At 60.5% G+C, this 19,008-nt stretch carries 16 protein-coding genes; 7 read left to right on the forward strand and 9 right to left on the reverse strand.

Annotated features, from left to right (window positions below; all coding sequences use genetic code 11):
- Positions 1 to 5 precede the first annotated feature (5 nt).
- Positions 6 to 1,106, forward strand: coding sequence for a tRNA 2-thiouridine(34) synthase MnmA (gene mnmA / locus IMX17_RS08095; protein ID WP_016928066.1), 1,101 nt, complete (start codon positions 6 to 8; stop codon positions 1,104 to 1,106).
- A 49-nt stretch (positions 1,107 to 1,155) separates the two neighbouring features.
- On the opposite strand, the gene kup is transcribed toward mnmA, so the two are convergent.
- Entirely contained in the window at positions 1,156 to 3,024 is a 1,869-nt protein-coding gene (gene kup / locus IMX17_RS08100) for a low affinity potassium transporter Kup (protein ID WP_182264624.1), read from the reverse strand.
- Positions 3,025 to 3,355: 331 nt separating this feature from the next.
- Between kup and hflD the strand changes: the two genes are divergently transcribed.
- Positions 3,356 to 3,982, forward strand: coding sequence for a high frequency lysogenization protein HflD (hflD, locus tag IMX17_RS08105; RefSeq protein WP_004941196.1), 627 nt, complete (start codon positions 3,356 to 3,358; stop codon positions 3,980 to 3,982).
- 22 nt (positions 3,983 to 4,004) lie between these two features.
- Positions 4,005 to 5,375, forward strand: coding sequence for an adenylosuccinate lyase (purB, locus tag IMX17_RS08110; RefSeq protein ID WP_033652066.1), 1,371 nt, complete (start codon positions 4,005 to 4,007; stop codon positions 5,373 to 5,375).
- A 51-nt stretch (positions 5,376 to 5,426) separates the two neighbouring features.
- Here purB and IMX17_RS08115 read toward each other — a convergent pair whose 3' ends face one another.
- The 3 genes from IMX17_RS08115 to IMX17_RS08125 form a co-directional block, all read right to left on the reverse strand.
- Positions 5,427 to 6,131 carry a GNAT family N-acetyltransferase gene (locus IMX17_RS08115; protein ID WP_046899339.1) on the reverse strand — a complete coding sequence of 235 codons (705 nt, stop codon included), beginning with the start codon at positions 6,129 to 6,131 and terminating at the stop codon, positions 5,427 to 5,429.
- Between the two features lie 15 nt (positions 6,132 to 6,146).
- The gene (locus IMX17_RS08120; protein WP_033652064.1) at positions 6,147 to 6,599 is read right to left on the reverse strand and encodes a GNAT family N-acetyltransferase; all 453 of its coding nucleotides are present in this window, start codon (positions 6,597 to 6,599) and stop codon (positions 6,147 to 6,149) included.
- A 116-nt stretch (positions 6,600 to 6,715) separates the two neighbouring features.
- Complete coding sequence (locus IMX17_RS08125) at positions 6,716 to 8,230, reverse strand: PLP-dependent aminotransferase family protein (protein ID WP_182264625.1); 1,515 nt, start codon at positions 8,228 to 8,230, stop codon at positions 6,716 to 6,718.
- A 139-nt stretch (positions 8,231 to 8,369) separates the two neighbouring features.
- On the opposite strand from IMX17_RS08125, the gene IMX17_RS08130 reads away from it, so the two are divergent.
- Positions 8,370 to 9,134: a GntR family transcriptional regulator gene (locus IMX17_RS08130; RefSeq protein WP_046899337.1), complete on the forward strand. Its 765-nt coding sequence runs from the start codon at positions 8,370 to 8,372 to the stop codon at positions 9,132 to 9,134.
- Between the two features lie 4 nt (positions 9,135 to 9,138).
- Here the strand turns inward: IMX17_RS08130 and IMX17_RS08135 are convergent, their stop codons facing one another.
- Positions 9,139 to 10,158 (reverse strand): ADP-ribosylglycohydrolase family protein, encoded by a 1,020-nt coding sequence (locus IMX17_RS08135; RefSeq protein WP_182264626.1) that lies wholly within the window; start codon positions 10,156 to 10,158, stop codon positions 9,139 to 9,141.
- A 378-nt stretch (positions 10,159 to 10,536) separates the two neighbouring features.
- Between IMX17_RS08135 and phoP the strand changes: the two genes are divergently transcribed.
- The 3 genes from phoP to IMX17_RS08150 all read left to right on the forward strand — a co-directional run bounded on the left by phoP (position 10,537) and on the right by IMX17_RS08150 (position 13,877).
- Entirely contained in the window at positions 10,537 to 11,208 is a 672-nt protein-coding gene (gene phoP, locus IMX17_RS08140; RefSeq protein ID WP_004941169.1) for a two-component system response regulator PhoP, read from the forward strand.
- Between the two features lie 5 nt (positions 11,209 to 11,213).
- On the forward strand, positions 11,214 to 12,671 hold the full coding sequence (phoQ, locus tag IMX17_RS08145; RefSeq protein WP_033652118.1) for a two-component system sensor histidine kinase PhoQ: 1,458 nt from the start codon (positions 11,214 to 11,216) through the stop codon (positions 12,669 to 12,671).
- Positions 12,672 to 12,755: 84 nt separating this feature from the next.
- The gene (locus IMX17_RS08150) at positions 12,756 to 13,877 is read left to right on the forward strand and encodes a cupin domain-containing protein (RefSeq protein ID WP_046899336.1); all 1,122 of its coding nucleotides are present in this window, start codon (positions 12,756 to 12,758) and stop codon (positions 13,875 to 13,877) included.
- Between the two features lie 40 nt (positions 13,878 to 13,917).
- Here IMX17_RS08150 and IMX17_RS08155 read toward each other — a convergent pair whose 3' ends face one another.
- The 4 genes from IMX17_RS08155 to IMX17_RS08170 form a co-directional block, all read right to left on the reverse strand.
- The gene (locus IMX17_RS08155) at positions 13,918 to 15,006 is read right to left on the reverse strand and encodes a malate/lactate/ureidoglycolate dehydrogenase (RefSeq protein WP_182265105.1); all 1,089 of its coding nucleotides are present in this window, start codon (positions 15,004 to 15,006) and stop codon (positions 13,918 to 13,920) included.
- 262 nt (positions 15,007 to 15,268) lie between these two features.
- A complete protein-coding gene (locus tag IMX17_RS08160; RefSeq protein WP_015377593.1) occupies positions 15,269 to 15,526 on the reverse strand; it encodes a hypothetical protein in 258 nt (85 codons plus the stop codon).
- Entirely contained in the window at positions 15,526 to 17,706 is a 2,181-nt protein-coding gene (locus tag IMX17_RS08165) for an S-type pyocin domain-containing protein (protein ID WP_193549590.1), read from the reverse strand. The genes IMX17_RS08160 and IMX17_RS08165 overlap by 1 nt, the downstream gene beginning before the upstream one ends.
- 92 nt (positions 17,707 to 17,798) lie before the next feature.
- Positions 17,799 to 18,938 (reverse strand): tail fiber domain-containing protein, encoded by a 1,140-nt coding sequence (locus IMX17_RS08170; protein WP_193549591.1) that lies wholly within the window; start codon positions 18,936 to 18,938, stop codon positions 17,799 to 17,801.
- Positions 18,939 to 19,008 lie beyond the last annotated feature (70 nt).

Raw genomic sequence — 19,008 nt, forward strand, 5'->3', positions numbered from 1 at the left:
TCCCCATGTCAGACAACAGCCAGAAAAAAGTAATCGTCGGTATGTCCGGCGGCGTCGACTCTTCCGTTACCGCCTATCTGTTACAGCAACAGGGCTATCAGGTCGCTGGGCTGTTCATGAAAAACTGGGAAGAAGACGACGACGAAGAGTACTGCTCCGCCGCGACCGATCTGGCCGACGCGCAAGCGGTCTGCGACAAGCTGGGCATCGAACTGCACACGGTGAACTTTGCGGCGGAATACTGGGACAACGTGTTTGAACTGTTCCTGGAAGAGTACAAGGCCGGCCGCACGCCGAACCCGGACATCCTGTGCAATAAAGAGATCAAATTCAAAGCCTTCCTGGAGTTCGCCGCCGAAGACCTGGGGGCCGATTTCATCGCCACCGGTCACTACGTGCGCCGCCAGGACGTGGACGGCAAAAGCCGCCTGCTGCGCGGCGTCGACGGCAACAAAGATCAGAGCTACTTCCTCTATACCCTGAGCCATGAGCAGGTAGCGCAAAGCCTGTTCCCGGTTGGGGAACTGGAGAAGCCGGAGGTGCGCCGCATCGCCGAGCAACTGGAGCTGGTCACCGCCAAGAAGAAAGACTCCACCGGCATCTGCTTTATCGGCGAGCGCAAATTCCGCGACTTCCTCGGCCGCTACCTGCCGGCGCAGCCGGGCCCGATCGTCAGCGTCGACGGCCAGACCGTCGGCGAACACCAGGGCCTGATGTATCACACCCTGGGCCAGCGCAAAGGGTTAGGCATCGGCGGCCTGAAAGACAGCAGCGAAGATCCGTGGTACGTGGTGGATAAAGACGTGGCCAATAACGTGCTGGTGGTCGCGCAAGGGCACGATCACCCGCGCCTGATGTCCGTCGGCCTGATCGCGCAGCAGCTGCACTGGGTTGATCGCCTGCCGCTGACCGGCCCGTTCCGCTGTACGGTGAAGACCCGCTATCGCCAGCAGGACATCCCTTGCACCGTGACCCCACTCGACGACGAACGCATCGAAGTGCGTTTCGACGAGCCGGTCTCCGCCGTCACCCCCGGCCAGTCAGCGGTGTTCTACCAGGGCGAAATCTGCCTCGGCGGCGGCATCATCGAACAGCGCCTGGCGTAGTTCGCCTGCCGCCCAAGAAAAACGCTGCGTTATCGCAGCGTTTTTTTATTCAAAATTCCACCTGCGCCCCCAGTTCGATCACCCGGTTCGGCGGGATTTCGAACAGATCCGGCGCCCGCAGCGCGTTGCGCTGCAACAGCTGGAACACCTTGCCGCGAATGCGCAGATACCAGGGCCGTTTGCCCAGCACCAGCGTATCGCGCGACATGAAGAACGAGGTCTCGTTCATGGTGAAACTCATCCCCTCCAGGCCGCAGCGATAAAGGATGTCGGTCACGTTGGGCGTTTCGCGCCAGCCGTAGCTCGCCACCACCCGCCAAAAGCTCGTCGACAGCTGTTCGATCGTCACCCGCTGCACGTTATGCACATACGGCATGTCGGTGGTGACGATGGTCAACAACACCACGCGCTCATGCAGCACCTTGTTGTGCTTCAGGTTATGCAACAGCACCAGCGGCACCGCATGCGGCGTGCGCTCCATAAATACGGCGGTGCCCGGCACCCGCTTCGGCGGCGCCTTCTCCAGCGACTCGATCAGCGCGGTCAACCCCTCCTGATTGTCGCGCAGCCGGCGGATCAGGCGCGAACGCTCGGTCTTCCAGGTCAGCATGATCAGCAGAATGGTCAATCCCAGCGCCACCGGCAGCCAGCCGCCGGTCGCCAGCTTGATCAGGTTGGCGCCGAACAGCGGCACGTCGATGCACAGCATGACCAGCAGCATCAGTCCGCCCAGATAGCGCGGCCAGCCCCAGTTTTTCACCGCCACGATGCTCAGCAGAATCGATGACAGCAGCATGGTGCCGGTCACCACGATGCCGTAAGCCGAGGCCAGGTTGCTGGAGTGTTTGAAGCTGATAATCACGATCAACACCGCCGCGAACAGCAGCCAGTTCACCACCGGAATGTAGATCTGCCCGGACTCCTGATCGGAGGTATAGATGATGCGCATCGGCGGCAGGTAGCCCAGCCGCACCGCCTGGCGCGTCAGCGAGAAGACGCCGGAGATCACCGCCTGCGAGGCGATCACCGTCGCCAACGTGGCGATCACCAGCAGCGGGATCAGCGCCCAGGTGGGCGCCAGCAGGAAGAACGGGTTATTGATCGCCGCCGGGTTGGCCAACAGCAGCGCCCCCTGGCCGAAGTAGTTCAGCACCAGCGCCGGCGCCACCAGCGTAAACCACGCCAGGCGGATCGGTTTTTTGCCGAAGTGGCCCATGTCGGCGTACAGCGCTTCGGCGCCGGTGACCGACAGCACCACCATGCCCAGCGCGAAGAACGACACTGCCTTGTACTCGAGGAAGAAATTCACCGCCCAGTAAGGGTTCAGCGCCCGCAGCACGCCGGGGTGATGCAAAATGCCGCCGATGCCCAGCAGCGCCAGCGTCAGGAACCAGATGACCATCGCCGGGGCGAACAGTTTGCCGACGCTGCCGGTGCCGTGTTTCTGGATCGCGAACAGCGCGGTCAACACCAGCAGCGACAGCGGCACGATAAAGCTGTCCAGCTCGGGTGCGATAATCTGCAGGCCTTCGATAGCCGAGAGCACCGAAATGGCCGGGGTAATCACCCCATCGCCATAAAAGAAGCTGCCGCCCACCAGCCCGACCAGCACCGCCGCCGGCACCCAGCGCGCATCCAGCTTGCGGATCGCCAGCGACATCAGCGTCAGAATCCCCCCTTCACCGTCGTTGTCGGCGCGCATCACGAAACAAATGTATTTAATCGACACCACCAGCGTCAGCAGCCAGAAAATCAGCGATAAAAAGCCGTAAATCGAGGCCGGCGTCAGGGTGATGCCCTCCTCCGCCGTCAGGCATTCGCGCAGGGTATACAGCGGGCTGGTGCCGATATCGCCGTACACCACGCCGATGGCCGCCAGCGTCACCGCCGGCAGTGGCTGCTTGTTTTTTACGTGCATATAAAGGTCTTTATTTGAGGGTTCACGTTGGCAGTATAGATGCAGCCGCCGCACTTTATTTGCCGCAGCAACAATAAGTTCGCGCCGCCGCGCCGGCGATTTTCGTCGCCTATTTGCGCAGTTCTGCGCCGCACGGCGCCTCCGCCTCACCGCAGACGTATTAGACGCTGGGTTTACCCTCGATTTTGTGGCATGATCCGCGGCATTCGTTGTCATCGTTGTTACAGCCACGCCCGATCGTTACCGTTCGCGGCCGCCGCCGTTACCCCTGCGATACACACAACCTTATGCAGTAAGCCATGTACCGTTCACCGCGTTTACAGGAGTCATCGTGGCGAAGAATTATTATGACATCACGCTGGCCATGGCGGGTATCAGCCAGTCGGCGCGTTTGGTTCAGCAATTGGCCCATGAAGGGCAATGCAACCGCGAAGCGTTTCAGACCTCGCTGAAAAGCCTGCTGCAGATGGACCCACCCTCTACGCTGGCGGTGTTCGGCGGCGAGGAACGCAATTTGATGGTCGGCCTCGAAACCCTGATGGGCGTGCTGAATGCCAACAACAAAGGGCCGGGCGCGGAACTGACCCGCTACACCATCAGCCTGATGGTGCTGGAGCGCAAGCTGAACGCCAACAAACAGGCGATGAACACGCTCGGCGAACGCCTCGGCCAGCTCGAACGCCAGCTGGCGCACTTCGATCTTGAATCGGACACCATCATCAGCGCGCTGGCCGGCATTTACGTCGACGTGGTCAGCCCGCTCGGGCCGCGCATCCAGGTGACCGGCTCGCCGGCCATCCTGCAGAACCCGCAGGTGCAGGCCAAAGTTCGCGCCACGCTGCTGGCCGGCATTCGCGCCGCCGTGCTGTGGCAACAGGTCGGCGGCAGCCGCCTGCAGTTAATGTTTTCCCGTAATCGTCTGTTCAAGCAGGCGCAAAATATCGTTGCTCATTGTTAATCGATCCCAGGAGTTGCTACCGATGGAATTATCCTCACTGACCGCCGTTTCCCCCGTTGATGGACGCTACGGTGATAAAGTCAGCGCACTGCGCCCCATTTTCAGCGAATACGGTCTGCTGAAATTCCGCGTACAGGTTGAAGTACGTTGGCTGCAAAAACTGGCCGCCTGCGCAGAAATCAAGGAAGTTCCCGCTTTTGACGCCGACGCAAACGCTTTCCTCGACAAAATCGTCGCGGAATTCAATGAAGAAGACGCTCAGCGCATCAAAACCATCGAGCGCACCACCAACCACGACGTGAAAGCGGTCGAGTATTTCCTGAAGGAAAAAGTGGCGGCGGTGCCTGCGCTGCACGCGGTGTCCGAGTTTATCCACTTCGCCTGCACCTCCGAAGACATCAACAACCTGTCGCACGCGCTGATGCTGCAAAGCGCTCGTCAGGACGTGGTGCTGCCTTACTGGCGTAAAATCATCGATGCGCTGAAAGGGCTGGCGCTGGAATACCGCGATATCCCGCTGCTGTCGCGCACCCACGGCCAGCCGGCTACGCCGTCGACCGTCGGCAAAGAGTTCGCCAACGTGGCTTACCGCATGGAGCGCCAGTACCGCCAGCTGGAGCGCGTGGAGATCATGGGTAAAATCAACGGCGCGGTCGGCAACTACAACGCCCACATCGTCGCCTACCCGGAAGTGGACTGGCATCAGTTCAGCGAAGCGTTCGTGACCTCGCTCGGCATCACCTGGAACCCGTACACCACCCAGATCGAACCGCATGACTACATCGCCGAGCTGTTCGACTGCGTAGCGCGTTTCAACACCATTCTGATCGACTTCGACCGCGACATCTGGGGCTACATCGCCCTGAACCACTTCAAGCAGAAGACCATCGCCGGCGAAATCGGCTCCTCCACCATGCCGCACAAGGTCAACCCGATCGACTTCGAAAACTCCGAAGGCAACCTGGGCCTGGCCAACGCCGTGCTGGGCCACCTGGCGGGCAAACTGCCGGTCTCTCGCTGGCAGCGCGACCTGACCGACTCCACCGTGCTGCGTAACCTGGGCGTGGGCCTGGGCTATGCGCTGATCGCCTATCAGGCCACCCTGAAGGGCATCAGCAAGCTGGAAGTGAACCAGGCGCACCTGCTGGACGAACTGGATCACAACTGGGAAGTGCTGGCCGAACCGATCCAGACCGTGATGCGCCGTTACGGCATCGAGAAGCCTTACGAGAAGCTGAAAGAGCTGACCCGCGGCAAGCGCGTGGACGCCGCCGGCATGCAGGCGTTCATCGACGGTCTGGCGCTGCCGGAAGAAGAGAAAACCCGTCTGAAGGCGATGACCCCGGCCAACTACATCGGCCGCGCCACTACCCTGGTCGACGAGCTGAAGTAAGCGCGTTAGACCCACAACGACAAGGCGGCCCGCGGGCCGCCTTGTTGCTTATTATTCGCCGCGCAACACCTGCAGCCGGGCGATCTGCCGCCCCTGCGCATCGAAGTTCTCGGCACTCAGCCAACGCGCCAGCGCCTGCCGCACCGTCGGCCAACGGTCGGCGGTGATGGCGAACCAGTCGGTATCCCGGCTGCGCCCCTTGACGATCACCGCAAAGCGGAAGTTGCCCTCGTAACGGAAACCAAAGCGCAGCGCGGCCTGGCGCGACGGCGCGTTGTGGCTGTCGCACTTCCATTCGCAGCGGCGATAGCCCAGCGTATCAAAGGCGTAGCGCAGCAGCAGCGCGATGGCTTCGGTGGCGCTGGAGCGCTGTTTCATCAACGGCGACCAACTGACGTGGCCGATCTCCAGCACGCCGTTGGCCTCGTCGATGCGCATCAGCGCCACCGTCCCCACCGGCGCGTCGCTGGCGGCGTCGAACACCGTCAGATTGACCAGCCCCGGGTTGGCCTGCAGCGTCTCCAGATGCTGCAGCATCGCCGCCGGCGTATCGGGCCGTTCGATAGACAGATAGGTCCAGTCGCGGCCGTCCGGCGCCAGCTGGAAAGCATCGTACAGCGCGGCGTAATCCCGCTGCGGCTCGAGCGGCGCCAGTGAACAGAAACGCCCGCCGAGCGTTGCGCCGCCCGGGCGGCGAGCCGGCTGCCAATCCGGCATCGGTTCGCCAATCGGCTGACCATAACGATTCATTGCCATACGCGCCTCCTGCGGTTAACGGGTATAAACGATAAACGAGCTTCTTCTGCCGATTTTGTCGTACAGCGAACGCGCCGGCGCGTTGTACTCCTGAGTCATCCAATAGACCCGATCGCTGCCGCGCGCCTCCGCCAGCCGATACGCCTGTTCGAACAGTTTTTCCGACACTTTATGGCCGCGCGCCTGCGGCGACACATAAAGATCTTCGATATAACAATAGCCCACCGCGCTCCAGGTGGACGGATGGAATACCAGGTTCATCAGCCCCAGCAGCCGGCCGTCGGCATCCTCCGCCACCAGCCCGTACACCTGTTCATCCTGCCCCAACCGTTCGAAGGTGCGATCGGTCACCTGCGGCGCCACGTCGGCGCGGTAGAAGTCGAGATAGCCCTGCCACAACGCCAGCCATTGCGCTCTGTCGTCGCCATTGATTCTGCGGATAGTCACTTCACGATTTGATGGGTTCATAGCGCCTCACGGGGTTAAGATATTATTTCCATTAGGGAAATAACCGAATAGCGGCAGAATACACCGCGCAGCGACGGTGTAATACGGACCAATTCAAAACGCCGAGCAGACCAATTTTAACCGCCGTTTTCCCGCGGCAGCGCGCTGAACACCTGAGCCAGCGTGGCGATAAAGCGAACGATCTCGTCCGGCGCATAGGCCGAGAAACCGAGCACCAGCGCCCCGCGCTGTGGCGCGCCGGTGTAGAAATCCGCCAGGCCGTACAATCGTATTCCCCGCTCGGCCGCCGCCGCCACCAGCCGCCGCTCCGTCGCCGCATCCGCCAGCGGGCAAACCAGCTGCAGGCCGCCCTGCGGCAAGGCCGGGCGCGTCCAGGGCGCGAGATGCCGATGCACCGCGTCGTACAGGACGTCCAACCTCGCCTTGTACAGCGTGCGCATATTGCGCAGATGCTCGGCGTAGCCGCCCTCGTGCAGGCAGTGGAACAGCGTCATCTGCGCCAACGCCGACGTGTAGCCGTCCTGAAACTGCCTGGCGGCGACCAATGGCCGCACCAGCTGCGGCGGCGCGATCATGAAACCGATGCGCAGCCCCGGAAACAGCGTCTTGCTGAAGGTGCCGATGTACAGCGTGCGACCGCCGCTGTCCAGCCCCTGCAGCGCCGCCTTGGTTTGTCGATCGTAGTTGAACTCGGCGTCGTAATCGTCTTCGATGATCCAGGCCCGCCGGCGCTGGGCCCACTGCAACAGCGCCAAGCGCCGCTCGAGACTCAGCGAGTATCCCAGCGGGTAATGATGGGACGGCGTGATGTAAACGCCCCGCCCGCCGCACGAAGCCTGCATCAGTTGCCCGACGTCCAGCCCCTGCTCATCGATGCCGATCGGCCGCGCCTGCAGCCCCGCCGACTGCACCAGTTTTTTCGCCCCCTGGTAACCCGGCTCTTCGACAAATACCGCATCGCCGGGATCGAACAGCACCTGCGTGCACAGCGCCAACGCCTGCTGAGAGCTGGTGACCACGATCACCTGCTCCGCCGTCGCCTTGACGCCCCGCTCCCGCTGCAAATAGTGCGCGATCTCCGCACGCAGCTCCGGCAAGCCCTGCGGATCGGCATAGCCCAACAGCCGCTCGCCGTGCCGCCGCAGCGCCTGCTTTTCCCACTGCAGCCACGAATCGATGGGAAACGCCCGCAGATCCGCCAGCGAGGGCGTCAGCGACGCCTGACGGCTGGTGTGCGGCGTATGGCTGACCGCCAGCAGCGCCCGGCCGCGATCGCTTAGCTCGCGCTCCGCCAACTGCGCCTCCTGGCCTGCCTGCGTCGCCAGCAGTTCACGGCCGAGCAGCGTATCGCAGCGATAGCGAACATAGCTGCCGCGCCCCACCGCCCGGCTGATGTATCCCTCCGCCTCCAGCCGCGCGTAGGTCTGCTCCACCGTATCGCGCGCCACCCCCAGCCGGGGTGCCAAGGCGCGGCTGGGCGGCAGCTTCGCCCGCCACGGCAGTTCCCCGGCGGTGATGAGCCGCAACAGGGCCTGATGCAGCGCCGAACGTCGGGTCAGCCCCTGCTGACGCTGCTGGGTGAAGGCCGTCAGGATTGCCGCGTCGTCCGCGCAGGATGGGTGGTCACTCATGGGCTGTCTGTTTCTCCAAACTCGGGGCGATTGCACACTACTCTACCTTATTTCATCCCCTCGGCGGCGGCAGTTGCGCTGCCCGGCGAAATCCCCTTAAATAAGCCATTGCATTGAGGCTACAGGATTTCCGTCGGCTATGAGCAAGGAGACCAACCAGCGTCTGCTGGAAAAACTGCTGCAGGATCTGGCCAGCGCGGGCGCGATGCCGCTGTATCTGCGCTTTAACGCCTCGGTGCGCCAGGCCATCGAGCAAGGATTGCTGAACGCGGGGGATTTCCTGCCCAGCGAGCGTCTGTTTACCGAACGGCTCGGCATCTCGCGCATCACGGTGCGCAAAGCGCTGGCCTGTCTTGAGCAAGACGGCATCATCGGCCGTTCACGCGGTTACGGCACTTTCATCCAGGCGCAACGGCCCGCGCCGAAGCTGCACTATTCATTAGCGGACGTCAAAGGGTTCTCGCGCGAGGTGATGCAACAAGGGCGCCGGCCGGACACGCAATGGCTCAGCCGCGAACGGGTGCCGGCCAGCGCCGAACTGGCGGAAAAGCTCCAGCTGGCGACCGGAACGCCGATCTATCAACTCAAACGCATTCACTTGATCGATCGGCAACCGATGTCGGTGGCGGTGTCCTACGTGGTGGCGGCGGCGATTGCCAACGTCGACGAGATTGGCATCTCGCTCTATGACTACTTCCGCCGAAATAACGTGGAGATGGGATCGCTGCGCAGCCAGGTCAGCGCGGCCATGGCCGATGACGACATCCGCCGGGCGCTGCAATTATCAGAACCGATGCCGCTGCTGATCGTGCGCCAGACGCTGTTCGACCACCGCAAGAAGCCTATCGAATACAGCGAAAGCTTCTGCCGCAGCGACATGTACGAGTTTACCAGCGAAAGCTGATCCGTTACGCCTCGCCCTGCCGACGGCGGCGAAAACGCACGAACGCCTGGGCATACGCCTCGACGTCCAGTGGATTCACCCGCTGCAACTGCGCCAGCAGCGCAGGATCCATCGCTTCGGCGCCGTGCAGCGCGCCGCAGACAGCGGTGGCCATCGCGCCGATGGTGTCGGTATCGCCCCCCAGGTTGGCGCACAGCACGGCGCAACGGGTAGGATCGGTTTGCGCCAGCTGCACCATCGCCAGCGCCGCCGGCACCGACTCGATGGTGCTCACCCCGGCGCCAATCAGTTGATATATCCGCTCGGATGCCTGTTCGGGATCGACCGCCTCATCCACCACCTGAAACGCCAACTCGATGCGCGCCGCCAGCGAAGGGCTGAACGTCGTCACCTGACGACGCTGGGCATACTCCGCTACGCCCGGCAACGCCAGGCGAATCGAGGCCCAGTCAGCCCCCTCCACCGCACGCGAAACCGCCCAAGCGATCGCCACGGCACCGGCGACGGCGATGTCGGATTTGTGCGTCGGGCTGGAGGCCAGCCACACCTGCTGACAGAATCCCTCCAGCGGCGCAGACGGCAGCACGCAGCCCAAAGGCGAAATGCGCATCGCCGCGCCGTTGGTGATGCCGTTGTTTTCCAACGCGGCGATCGGCGTGCCCGCTTTCTGCTCGCTCAACGCCAGTTTGGAACTGGGGCCGAGAATGTTCTTGTTGAAGGCGTCAAAACTGTCCACCCAGCGGATCACGTTGCGGGCGATCAGTTCTGGCACCACCTCGCCTTCCGCTTCCAGCAGCGCATCGGCCAGCGCCAACGCCATCGAGGTATCGTCAGTATATTGCCCGGCCTTGAAGTAACAGGCGGCCGAGTTCTCCGCCGGCCCATCGAGGAAGCCGTCTATCCAGCCGAAGTGGCGCTTAACCCGCTCGCGCGGCCACAGCTCGGAAGGCATGCCGAGCGCGTCGCCCAGCATCTGTCCGTAAAATGCGCCCGCTATGCGTTCTGCCTGGGTTAATTGCTTCATCCATCGCTCCTGAGAAAATATGCCGATACCTCAATAATACCTTATTAGTACCTTTAAAGCTTATCAAGCGCTCCGGTTCACACTTTCCTTTCGCGGCAATGCCCGACGCGTTTAAGTTGCGTTTAACGTTGCCCCGCCGCTGTTTATCCGACGTTTATCAGAGCTTGTCGATAATGTCGGCGAACAAATTGATAACGCTTATTTTAATACATTGCTTCGGCTCTCTTGCGAGCCGGGCGGGTTATACCTACCATAACCTCAGCATTTTTTGCCAAAATGGTTCAGGTGGCCGCGTTATCCCCTGACACGCCGCAGAGCGTGTTCCCTTTTATCGCGTGGGTGACAGGACATTCACCCGCACAGTCACAGGAGTTCGCCATGCGAGTACTGGTTGTTGAAGATAATGGTTTGCTGCGCCACCACCTTTCCGTTCAGATGCGCGAGATGGGCCATCAGGTCGATGCGGCTGAAGACGCCAAGGAAGCCGATTATTTCCTGCAGGAGCATGCGCCGGATATCGCCATCGTCGATCTCGGCCTGCCGGGCGAAGACGGCCTGAGCCTGATCCGCCGTTGGCGCGCGCACCAGACCAAGCTGCCGATCCTGGTGCTGACCGCCCGCGAAAGCTGGCAGGACAAAGTGGCGGTGCTGGAAGCCGGCGCCGACGACTATGTCACCAAGCCGTTCCACCTGGAAGAAGTGATCGCCCGCATGCAGGCTTTGATGCGCCGCAACAGCGGCCTGGCATCGCAGGTGATCGTGCTGCCGCCGTTCCAGATCGATCTGTCGCGCCGCGAACTGAGCGTCAACGATCAACAGATCAAGTTGACCGCCTTTGAATACACCATCATCGAGACCCTGATCCGCAACGCCGGCAAGGTGGTGAGCAAGGATTCGTTGATGCTGCAGCTTTACCCGGACGCCGAACTGCGCGAAAGCCACACCATCGACGTGCTGATGGGCCGCTTGCGCAAGAAGGTGCAGGCGGAGTACCCGCATGAAGTGATCACCACGGTACGTGGCCAGGGCTATCGTTTTGACGCGAAGTGAACATGATGTTCAACAAGAATAAAAAACCGTTTTCGCTGCGCGCCCGCTTCCTGATGGCGACCGCCGGGGTGATCCTGGCGCTGTCGCTCTCTTACGGTTTGGTGGCGGTCGTCGGCTACATCGTCAGCTTCGACAAGACCGCCTTCCGCCTGCTGCGCGGCGAAAGCAACCTGTTCTTCAGCCTGGCGCAGTGGAAAGACAACAAGCTCACCATCGCCATTCCTCCCGATATCGATCTCAATTTTCCCACGCTGGTGTTTATCTACGACGATAAAGGCAACCTGCTGTGGAGCCAGCGCAAGGTGCCGGAGCTGGAGAAGCTGATCAACAAGGAATGGCTGGAGGAGTCCGGCTTCTACGAAATTGACACCGATACCCGCATCAGTAGCGAAGTGCTGGGGGACAACCCCAAAGCGCAAGATCAGCTGAAGAATTATGACGATACCGATCAGAACGCGCTGACGCACTCGGTGGCGGTCAATACCTATGCCGCCACGGCGCGGCTGCCGGCGTTGACCATCGTGGTGGTCGACAGCATTCCGCAGGAGCTGCAGCGCTCAGACGTGGTGTGGGAGTGGTTCAGCTACGTGCTGCTGGCCAACCTGCTGCTGGTGGTGCCGCTGCTGTGGCTGGCGGCTTACTGGAGCCTGCGGCCGATCAAGGCGCTGGTCAATCAGGTGGGCGAGCTGGAGAACGGCGAACGCGATCAGCTGGATGAGAACCCGCCCAGCGAACTGCGCGGCCTGGTGCGCAATTTGAACATTCTGGTGCGCAACGAACGCCAGCGCTACACCAAATACCGCACCACCCTGTCGGATCTGACCCACAGCCTGAAAACGCCGCTGGCGGTGCTGCAAAGCACCCTGCGCTCGCTGCGCAGCGGCAAGCAGACCACCATCGAAGAAGCCGAGCCGATCATGCTGGATCAGATCGGGCGCATCTCTCAGCAAATCGGTTACTACCTGCATCGGGCCAGCATCAACTCCGGCCAGACGGTGTTGACGCGCGAGATCCACTCGGTGCCGGCGCTGCTCGACAGCCTGGTGGTGGCGCTGAACAAGGTTTACCAGCGCAAAGGGGTGGTGATCACGCTGGACATCTCGCCGGAAGTGACCTTTATGGGCGAGAAGAACGACTTTATGGAAGTGATGGGCAATGTGTTGGAAAACGCCTGCAAATACTGCCTCGAGTTCGTGGAAATCACCTCGCTGCACTCCGAGAAAAACCTCATCCTCGTCATCGACGACGACGGCCCGGGCATCCCGGAAAGCAAGCGCCAGCTGATCTTCCAGCGCGGCCAGCGGGTGGATACCCTGCGTCCCGGCCAGGGCCTTGGCCTGTCGGTGGCGGCGGAGATCATCGAGCAATACGACGGCGAAATCGTCATCAGCGACAGCCCGCTCGGCGGCGCGCGCATGCAGGTCACCTTCGCCCGCCAGCACGACACCCACCACAACGAGTAAATTATGCCTCTGCGGCCCCGATCCACGGGGCCAAACTTCCGTTATAATCGCACTCAGGCTCACTCCTCTATCCTGGAATAGAACATGGATTATCAATTAGACCTGGACTGGAACGATTTTTTGCAACGTTATTGGCAAAAGCGTCCGGTGATTCTGAAGCGCGGCTTCAAAAACTTTATCGATCCGATCTCCCCGGATGAGCTGGCCGGGCTGGCGATGGAAAACGAAGTGGACAGCCGCCTGGTCAGCCACCAGGATGGCCGTTGGCAGGTCGCGCACGGCCCCTTCGAGAGCTTCGATCACCTGAGCGAGAACAACTGGTCGCTGCTGGTGCAGGCGGTGGACCACTGGCATGAGCCTTCCGCCGCGCTGATGCGCCCGTTCCGCCAACTGCCGGACTGGCGGATGGATGACCTGATGATCTCCTTCTCGGTGCCGGGCGGCGGCGTCGGCCCGCACCTCGATCAGTACGACGTGTTCATCATTCAGGGCACTGGCCGCCGCCGCTGGCGCGTTGGGGAAAAAACGCCGCTGAAACAGCACTGCCCGCACCCGGATCTGCTGCAGGTAGAGCCGTTCGACGCCATCATCGACGAAGAGATGGAGCCGGGCGACATTCTCTACATTCCGCCGGGCTTCCCGCATGAAGGTTACGCGCTGGAAAACGCGCTCAACTACTCGGTGGGCTTCCGCGCGCCGAACGGCCGCGAGCTGGTGAGCGGCTTCGCCGATTACGTGCTGGCGCGCGAGCTGGGCAGCAAACGCTACGGCGATCCGGACGTTACACTGCGCGAACACCCGGCGGAGATCCTGCCGCAGGAAGTGGACGCCTTACGGCAGATGATGCTGGATCTGGTGCAACAGCCGGAACACTTCCAGCACTGGTTCGGCGAGTTTATCTCCCAATCGCGCCACGAGCTGGATCTGGCGCCGCCGGAGCCGCCGTATCAGGCCGGGGAAATCTACGAACTGCTGCAACAGGGTGAAGCGCTGCAGCGCCTGGGCGGGTTGCGCGTGCTGCGCATCGGCGATCGCTGCTTCGTCAACGGCGAACTGATCGACACCGACCAGCTGCAGGCCGCAGACGCCCTGTGCCAGCACTTCAGCGTTGACGCCGCCCTGCTCGGCGACGCGGTGGACGATCCGTCATTCCTGGCGCTGCTGACCGCGCTGGTCAACAGCGGCTATTGGTACTTTAACGACTGATTGCGAGTACGCGAACAAGCCACCCCATCGGGTGGCTTTTTTATGCTTGCCGCGCCTGCGCGCGAAAACCGGCCAGCGCTTCATTCGCCATGCCCGCCTGCTCCGCCGCCGCGCAAATCTGCCGCCAGGTATTGGCGTCTATCGGTATGCCCTGATCCAGCCGCGCCGCGCGGTTGGCCTCTTCCCATTCTCCCGGCACCGCGATCGGCTGTTCGCCGCTCGGCGGCGACGCCTTCACCCAGCCGATAAACGCTTCGGCCTCGGCCTGCATTTGCGGGGCGTCGAAGGCCTGAGGATCGAGGATCAGGGTCGTCATGCAGTTGAAGATGGCGTCGCTGTCGGCTTTCAGCGTGGCGTCGTGGGTGGTGCGGCCGCCGGAGAGCGCGCCGCCGAAGATCTCGCACATCGCCGCCAGCGCATAGCCTTTGTGCAAGCCGAACGGCAGCAGCGAACCGAACGGCGCTTCATGCATCACCTTCGGTTCGGCAGTTGGCCGCCCCTGTTCGTCGATCAGATAGCCCGGCGCCACCGACAAGCCTTTGTTATAAGCCACCCGGGTCTTGCCGAAGGCGATGCCGCTGGTGGCGAAATCCAACAGCAGCGGCGTGCGGCCCGGCCGCGGGAAAATGGCGCAGAACGGGTTGGTGCCGAAGCGGCGATCGCTGCCGCCGAACGGCGCCACCATCGGATCGCCTACCACGTTGACGAAGTGAATCGAGATAAAACCGGCGCGGGCGCACTGTTCCGCCCAATGGCCGATGCGGCCGATATGGTGCGCGTTGTGCAGCGCCACCGCCGCCAGGCCCAGCTTGCCGGCGCGTTCAATGCCCAGCGCCATCGCTTCGCTGGCCACCACCTGGCCGAAGCCGCGCGCGCCGTCGAGCGTCAGCACCGCGCCGGCGTCGCGCACCACCTCGGCATGCTGATTGAGCTGCAATTGCCCCTGCGCCAACGACGCCATGTAGCTGGGGATCATGCCGACGCCGTGCGAGTCGTGCCCGGCCAGATTGGCCTGCACCAGATGGTCGGCCACCAGCTCGGCTTCACGCGCCGTGCTGCCGGCCTGGCGCCAAATCGCCTGAACGAACTGCGCCAAATGCGGGCTGGCGATACGGTATTCGGTGCTCATCATGCGGTCCTTATGCGTGGGGAATAGGCTTCAACACTATGAGCAACGCCTTGTTACGGCAAGCGATTATGCCGATCGCAAGCGTCCCGTTTTAACTATGGTATCCGCACGTTAGCCCAGGCGACGAAAAGAGCGGGCGCCGCTACTTTAGCCACCCGGCATAAAGGCTCGCGTTATGGCGCCCCACCAGCCAAAAAAGAAACCCCCAACAAAATTTCGTTTGCCGGGGGTTAAAGATGCACTAATCAGACCATAACTATGGCTATTCGATACCGTATTTTTTCTCAGTTACGAATTTCGGCTCTTTCCAATTGGGGCCTTTAACTACTTTTCCATTTTGATCTTGAAGCACCCCTTTTTGGAATAATGCATCGTAAGTAGAAGAGAGTTCCCCGCTGGAAATTGCATCAAAGCGATTATAGGTATATAGACGATCCAATTTACGGTAATCAGAGGTCGGCCCCAAAAAAGTTAGCACATCTTCTACACTTTCATTTTTAACGATATCTTTTAAAGGCATTATTTCTTCCCTCCCATAGCATCTTTCAGCTCCTGTTCATATGCGGCTTGTAGGGCCCCATCTGTATAAAGTGCCTGTTCTTTTTCATTTATTCTATAGTCTTCAAGCGTAGCAGTATGTGTATTATTCCATACGGCCTTCTGTTCTTGAACACTGTGCGGAACCTCACCATCTTTTATGCCAAGATTCCTGTACCTTTCCAACTCTCTGATTTCATGAGTATAAAATCGCCTATCAGTGTCAGTTGGTTGTAGCTCCCCTTTCAAGATTTTATCCAAACGGTCAATCATCACTTGGTTTTCCGGAGTCTGTTCAAAACGCCCAGTATGCAGCTTCACCTTATCCACGCCGGCACGGTCGATGCTGGCCCCTTTCCAATCCAGATTCTGAATGGGGCCTCCGGCTTTATTGGTGTTGTATTCACGACCGCTGTATTTGCCCCTGGCGTTGGTTTCACCATAGGGCTTGCTCACCATCACATAGATGGCCTCTACACCAATCTCCGTCGCATCCGGCTGCCACAGGATAAAATCTTGCAGATCCTGCACCACATCCGCCGGGAAGGTGGTGACCACGATGCTGTCCGCCTGCCTGATGCCGGTGCCGGTATGCACTGGCGACTTAGGCCCCGGTGAGCCGTTGCCGGTATGCGCCGGCGCTGCCGGCCCGGTCGGTACCGGGTTGATCAGTATCGTTCTGGCCGGTGCGCCTGCCACCGCCGGCAGCGTGATTTTGTCCAGCCCCGTCAGCTCATCGCGAACGGGTCTGAATACCGGCACGCTCGGCGATACGCCGCCGACGCCCGTTCTGACAAAGTTGACGCTCTGTCTCCCGTCATCGTCGGTGGTGATAAATCCACGCACCGGCAAATCGACCGAGGTCATGCCGGGCTGGATGGTCGCCCTGCCCGCCGCCGCCAGGCTCGCCTGAAGGGCAAACAGATTGACATCCCGCCCAGGCACCTGGGCACTCCCGGCCCCGGCTTCCGTCGGGAAGAAGCCGAGGGCAAAAGCCCCCAGCACCGATCCGGCGGCGACCGCGGTGCCGGCGCGTATACTGCCAACTTCATAAGCCGCCCGCCACGAGGCGCTCGCTGCCCAGCCGGCCAGTTCGCTCGAGGTCGTCATCACACCTTGCCCGACCATCGACGTCTGCAACATCGCGGGCGCACGGTTGAGCACCATGGCACCTGCTGCCGCCAGCGCCGCATTGGCCGCTTTTAGCTTTTCCGGGGAGTAGGCCGGTGCATCCAGAATCCCCGCTTTGGCGAACAACGCTTTTCTTGCGGCTTCCGCCTTGCGGGCTTCTTCAGCCTTGCGAGCTTCTTCTGCTTTTCGAGCCTCTTCGGCTTTGCGAGCTTCTTCGGCTTTGCGGGCCTCTTCAGCCTTATGAGCTTCCTCAGCTTTACGGGCCTCCTCAGCTTTACGGGCCTCCTCAGCTTTACGGGCCTCCTCAGCGACATCTCTGAGCATCTGTTGCCACTGTTGGTAAGCACGGGTGAGCGAAGGAACTTCTACTGTGGTTTTCCGGTATCCCGTCCGACTGTCTCCTTTCCCCCCACCGTTAATCTCATACTCAATCACAACCTCGGTCATGACTTTATTGTTATTCAGCCAATAGCCCGGTGGTATCTTCCCTTGCAGAACAGATGAATAGGCACTAAACGTGACGTTGTTTTCCGCCACCGTATTGGCATCACCATTGTTACCACTGGGCCCTCGCTCGTAATCACCGAGTCGGTAACCGGTTTCAACCTTTCCTGAGTAAAACGTCTTTTCATTTACTGTGCCCGCGTCGGCGGTAATTGAAAATATTGAATCTCTTTCTATTTGCGGTCGCACTGACTGAAAAGCCATCTCTACGGCGAGAGACTGCTCACGACGCATACCCGAAAGTCTTATACTCAACAGACCGCGCGCATCTACACTGACTAACTCGACTTTCGCCGATGGACTAATGCGCAGAGCCCGCTTTTGCAAATCCGCCAGCATGTTTTTAATCGCCGGATCATTCAGCACTGCGGTCATCTGGCGTTGGAAAGCACCCGCCTGAGAGTTGTCGTTGCCACTGTCTCGACCGCCATTGCCATTGGAGCCGCCACCGGGTTCGGGAGTATCTCCTTTTTCAGAACTCCAGTCAGTCCCATCCCCTTTTCCGCCGCCATAGTTAAATCCGCCCATATCTTTCTCCTTGTTCGAGACAGGCGGAGCAAATATTGCTTTATTCAACCGCAATAATTACTCCGTTGAAAATCCCGTCAGTTGGCCGTGACTCAAGCATTTTGAGACGTTGAAATCATGCCTTCCAACGCCGCCAACCGCGCTTCCAGCCTTTCTCGAGCCGATCGCTCTTCCTTAAGCGCCTCAACCAGCAGCGCCACCACGCCGTTGATATTGATGCCCCGGGCATCTTTCAGCACGCTGCCGTCGTTGAGCTTCAATTCGGTTTGGGTTACCGACTGCGGCAATACGCTCTCCACTTCCTGAGCGATCACCCCGGCCTCCGGCACGCCCTGTTTGAGGTAGGTGTAGCCGCCGATATTGGCCAGCTTGTCCAATGCGCCGGCAATTTGGGTGATGTCCGTTTTCATGCGGGCGTCGGAGCTGCTGTGCCAGGCGCCGTTGGTGTAGGCATGACCGTTATTGCGGAACTCATACCATCCTTGCGCCCCGCCGTTGGCCACATGGAATGCCATGGCATGGTATTGGCTAATGTGTTCAATGTGATAAATATCTGCGCTCAGATCCCCATTTCCCTGAAGACGCACCCCATTGGTAATACGTTCTGCTTTTCCTGCAACGTCAATATTGCCGGCAGCGACAATCCAGCCATTGCCGTTACGTTTTGTCAGTTGCCCGGCAGAGAGCTCGCTGTTCGCCTTTACTTGAATTTCATTCCAGCGTCCCGCAAGGTCGCTATAAGCCAGTAATCCCGTATCTTCTTTTCCGGGGATAATCCGCGCGCCCATCATCATAGAAGAACTTACTCCGCTGGTGACGAAGCGCGTATGAATGTAGGGCGCGTTGTATGCCTGCCCATTTATCAGAGGAGTGGGCCCAGTGGTCACAGCCCCTATACCCGCGTCATGCGATACCATCGCCCCACCGGAAATATCAACGCCGTTACCGAGTGCAACCCTGCCGGAAGCCAGGCTGAAAGCGAAAGGACGCAAGGTGTTCCATTGTCCGTTTTGAGCTTGTCCAGCCTGGGTTGTCAGTAGGTAAAAAGCTTCGCCGTCGTTGCGCAGCATCACGCCGGTATTGCCATTTGCCAGCCGAAAACCGTTGGCCGATTTGGAGACGATTTCACCGTCGCTGACCACGCGCTGGCGCAGCGTAGACAGCGATTTCAGTTCGGCAATATCGTCGTTAACGCCGTTAATCACCTGAGCATTTTTCTTTTCTTCTGCCATGATTGTTACCCTCTTACGTCCTGTTTGATGGCGGTTAACAGCGCTCATTCCCCCAACATTCCCTGGCCAC

Origin of the sequence: Serratia sp. X3 (assembly GCF_014982455.1) — a bacterium.
Lineage (GTDB): Bacteria > Pseudomonadota > Gammaproteobacteria > Enterobacterales > Enterobacteriaceae > Serratia > Serratia ureilytica.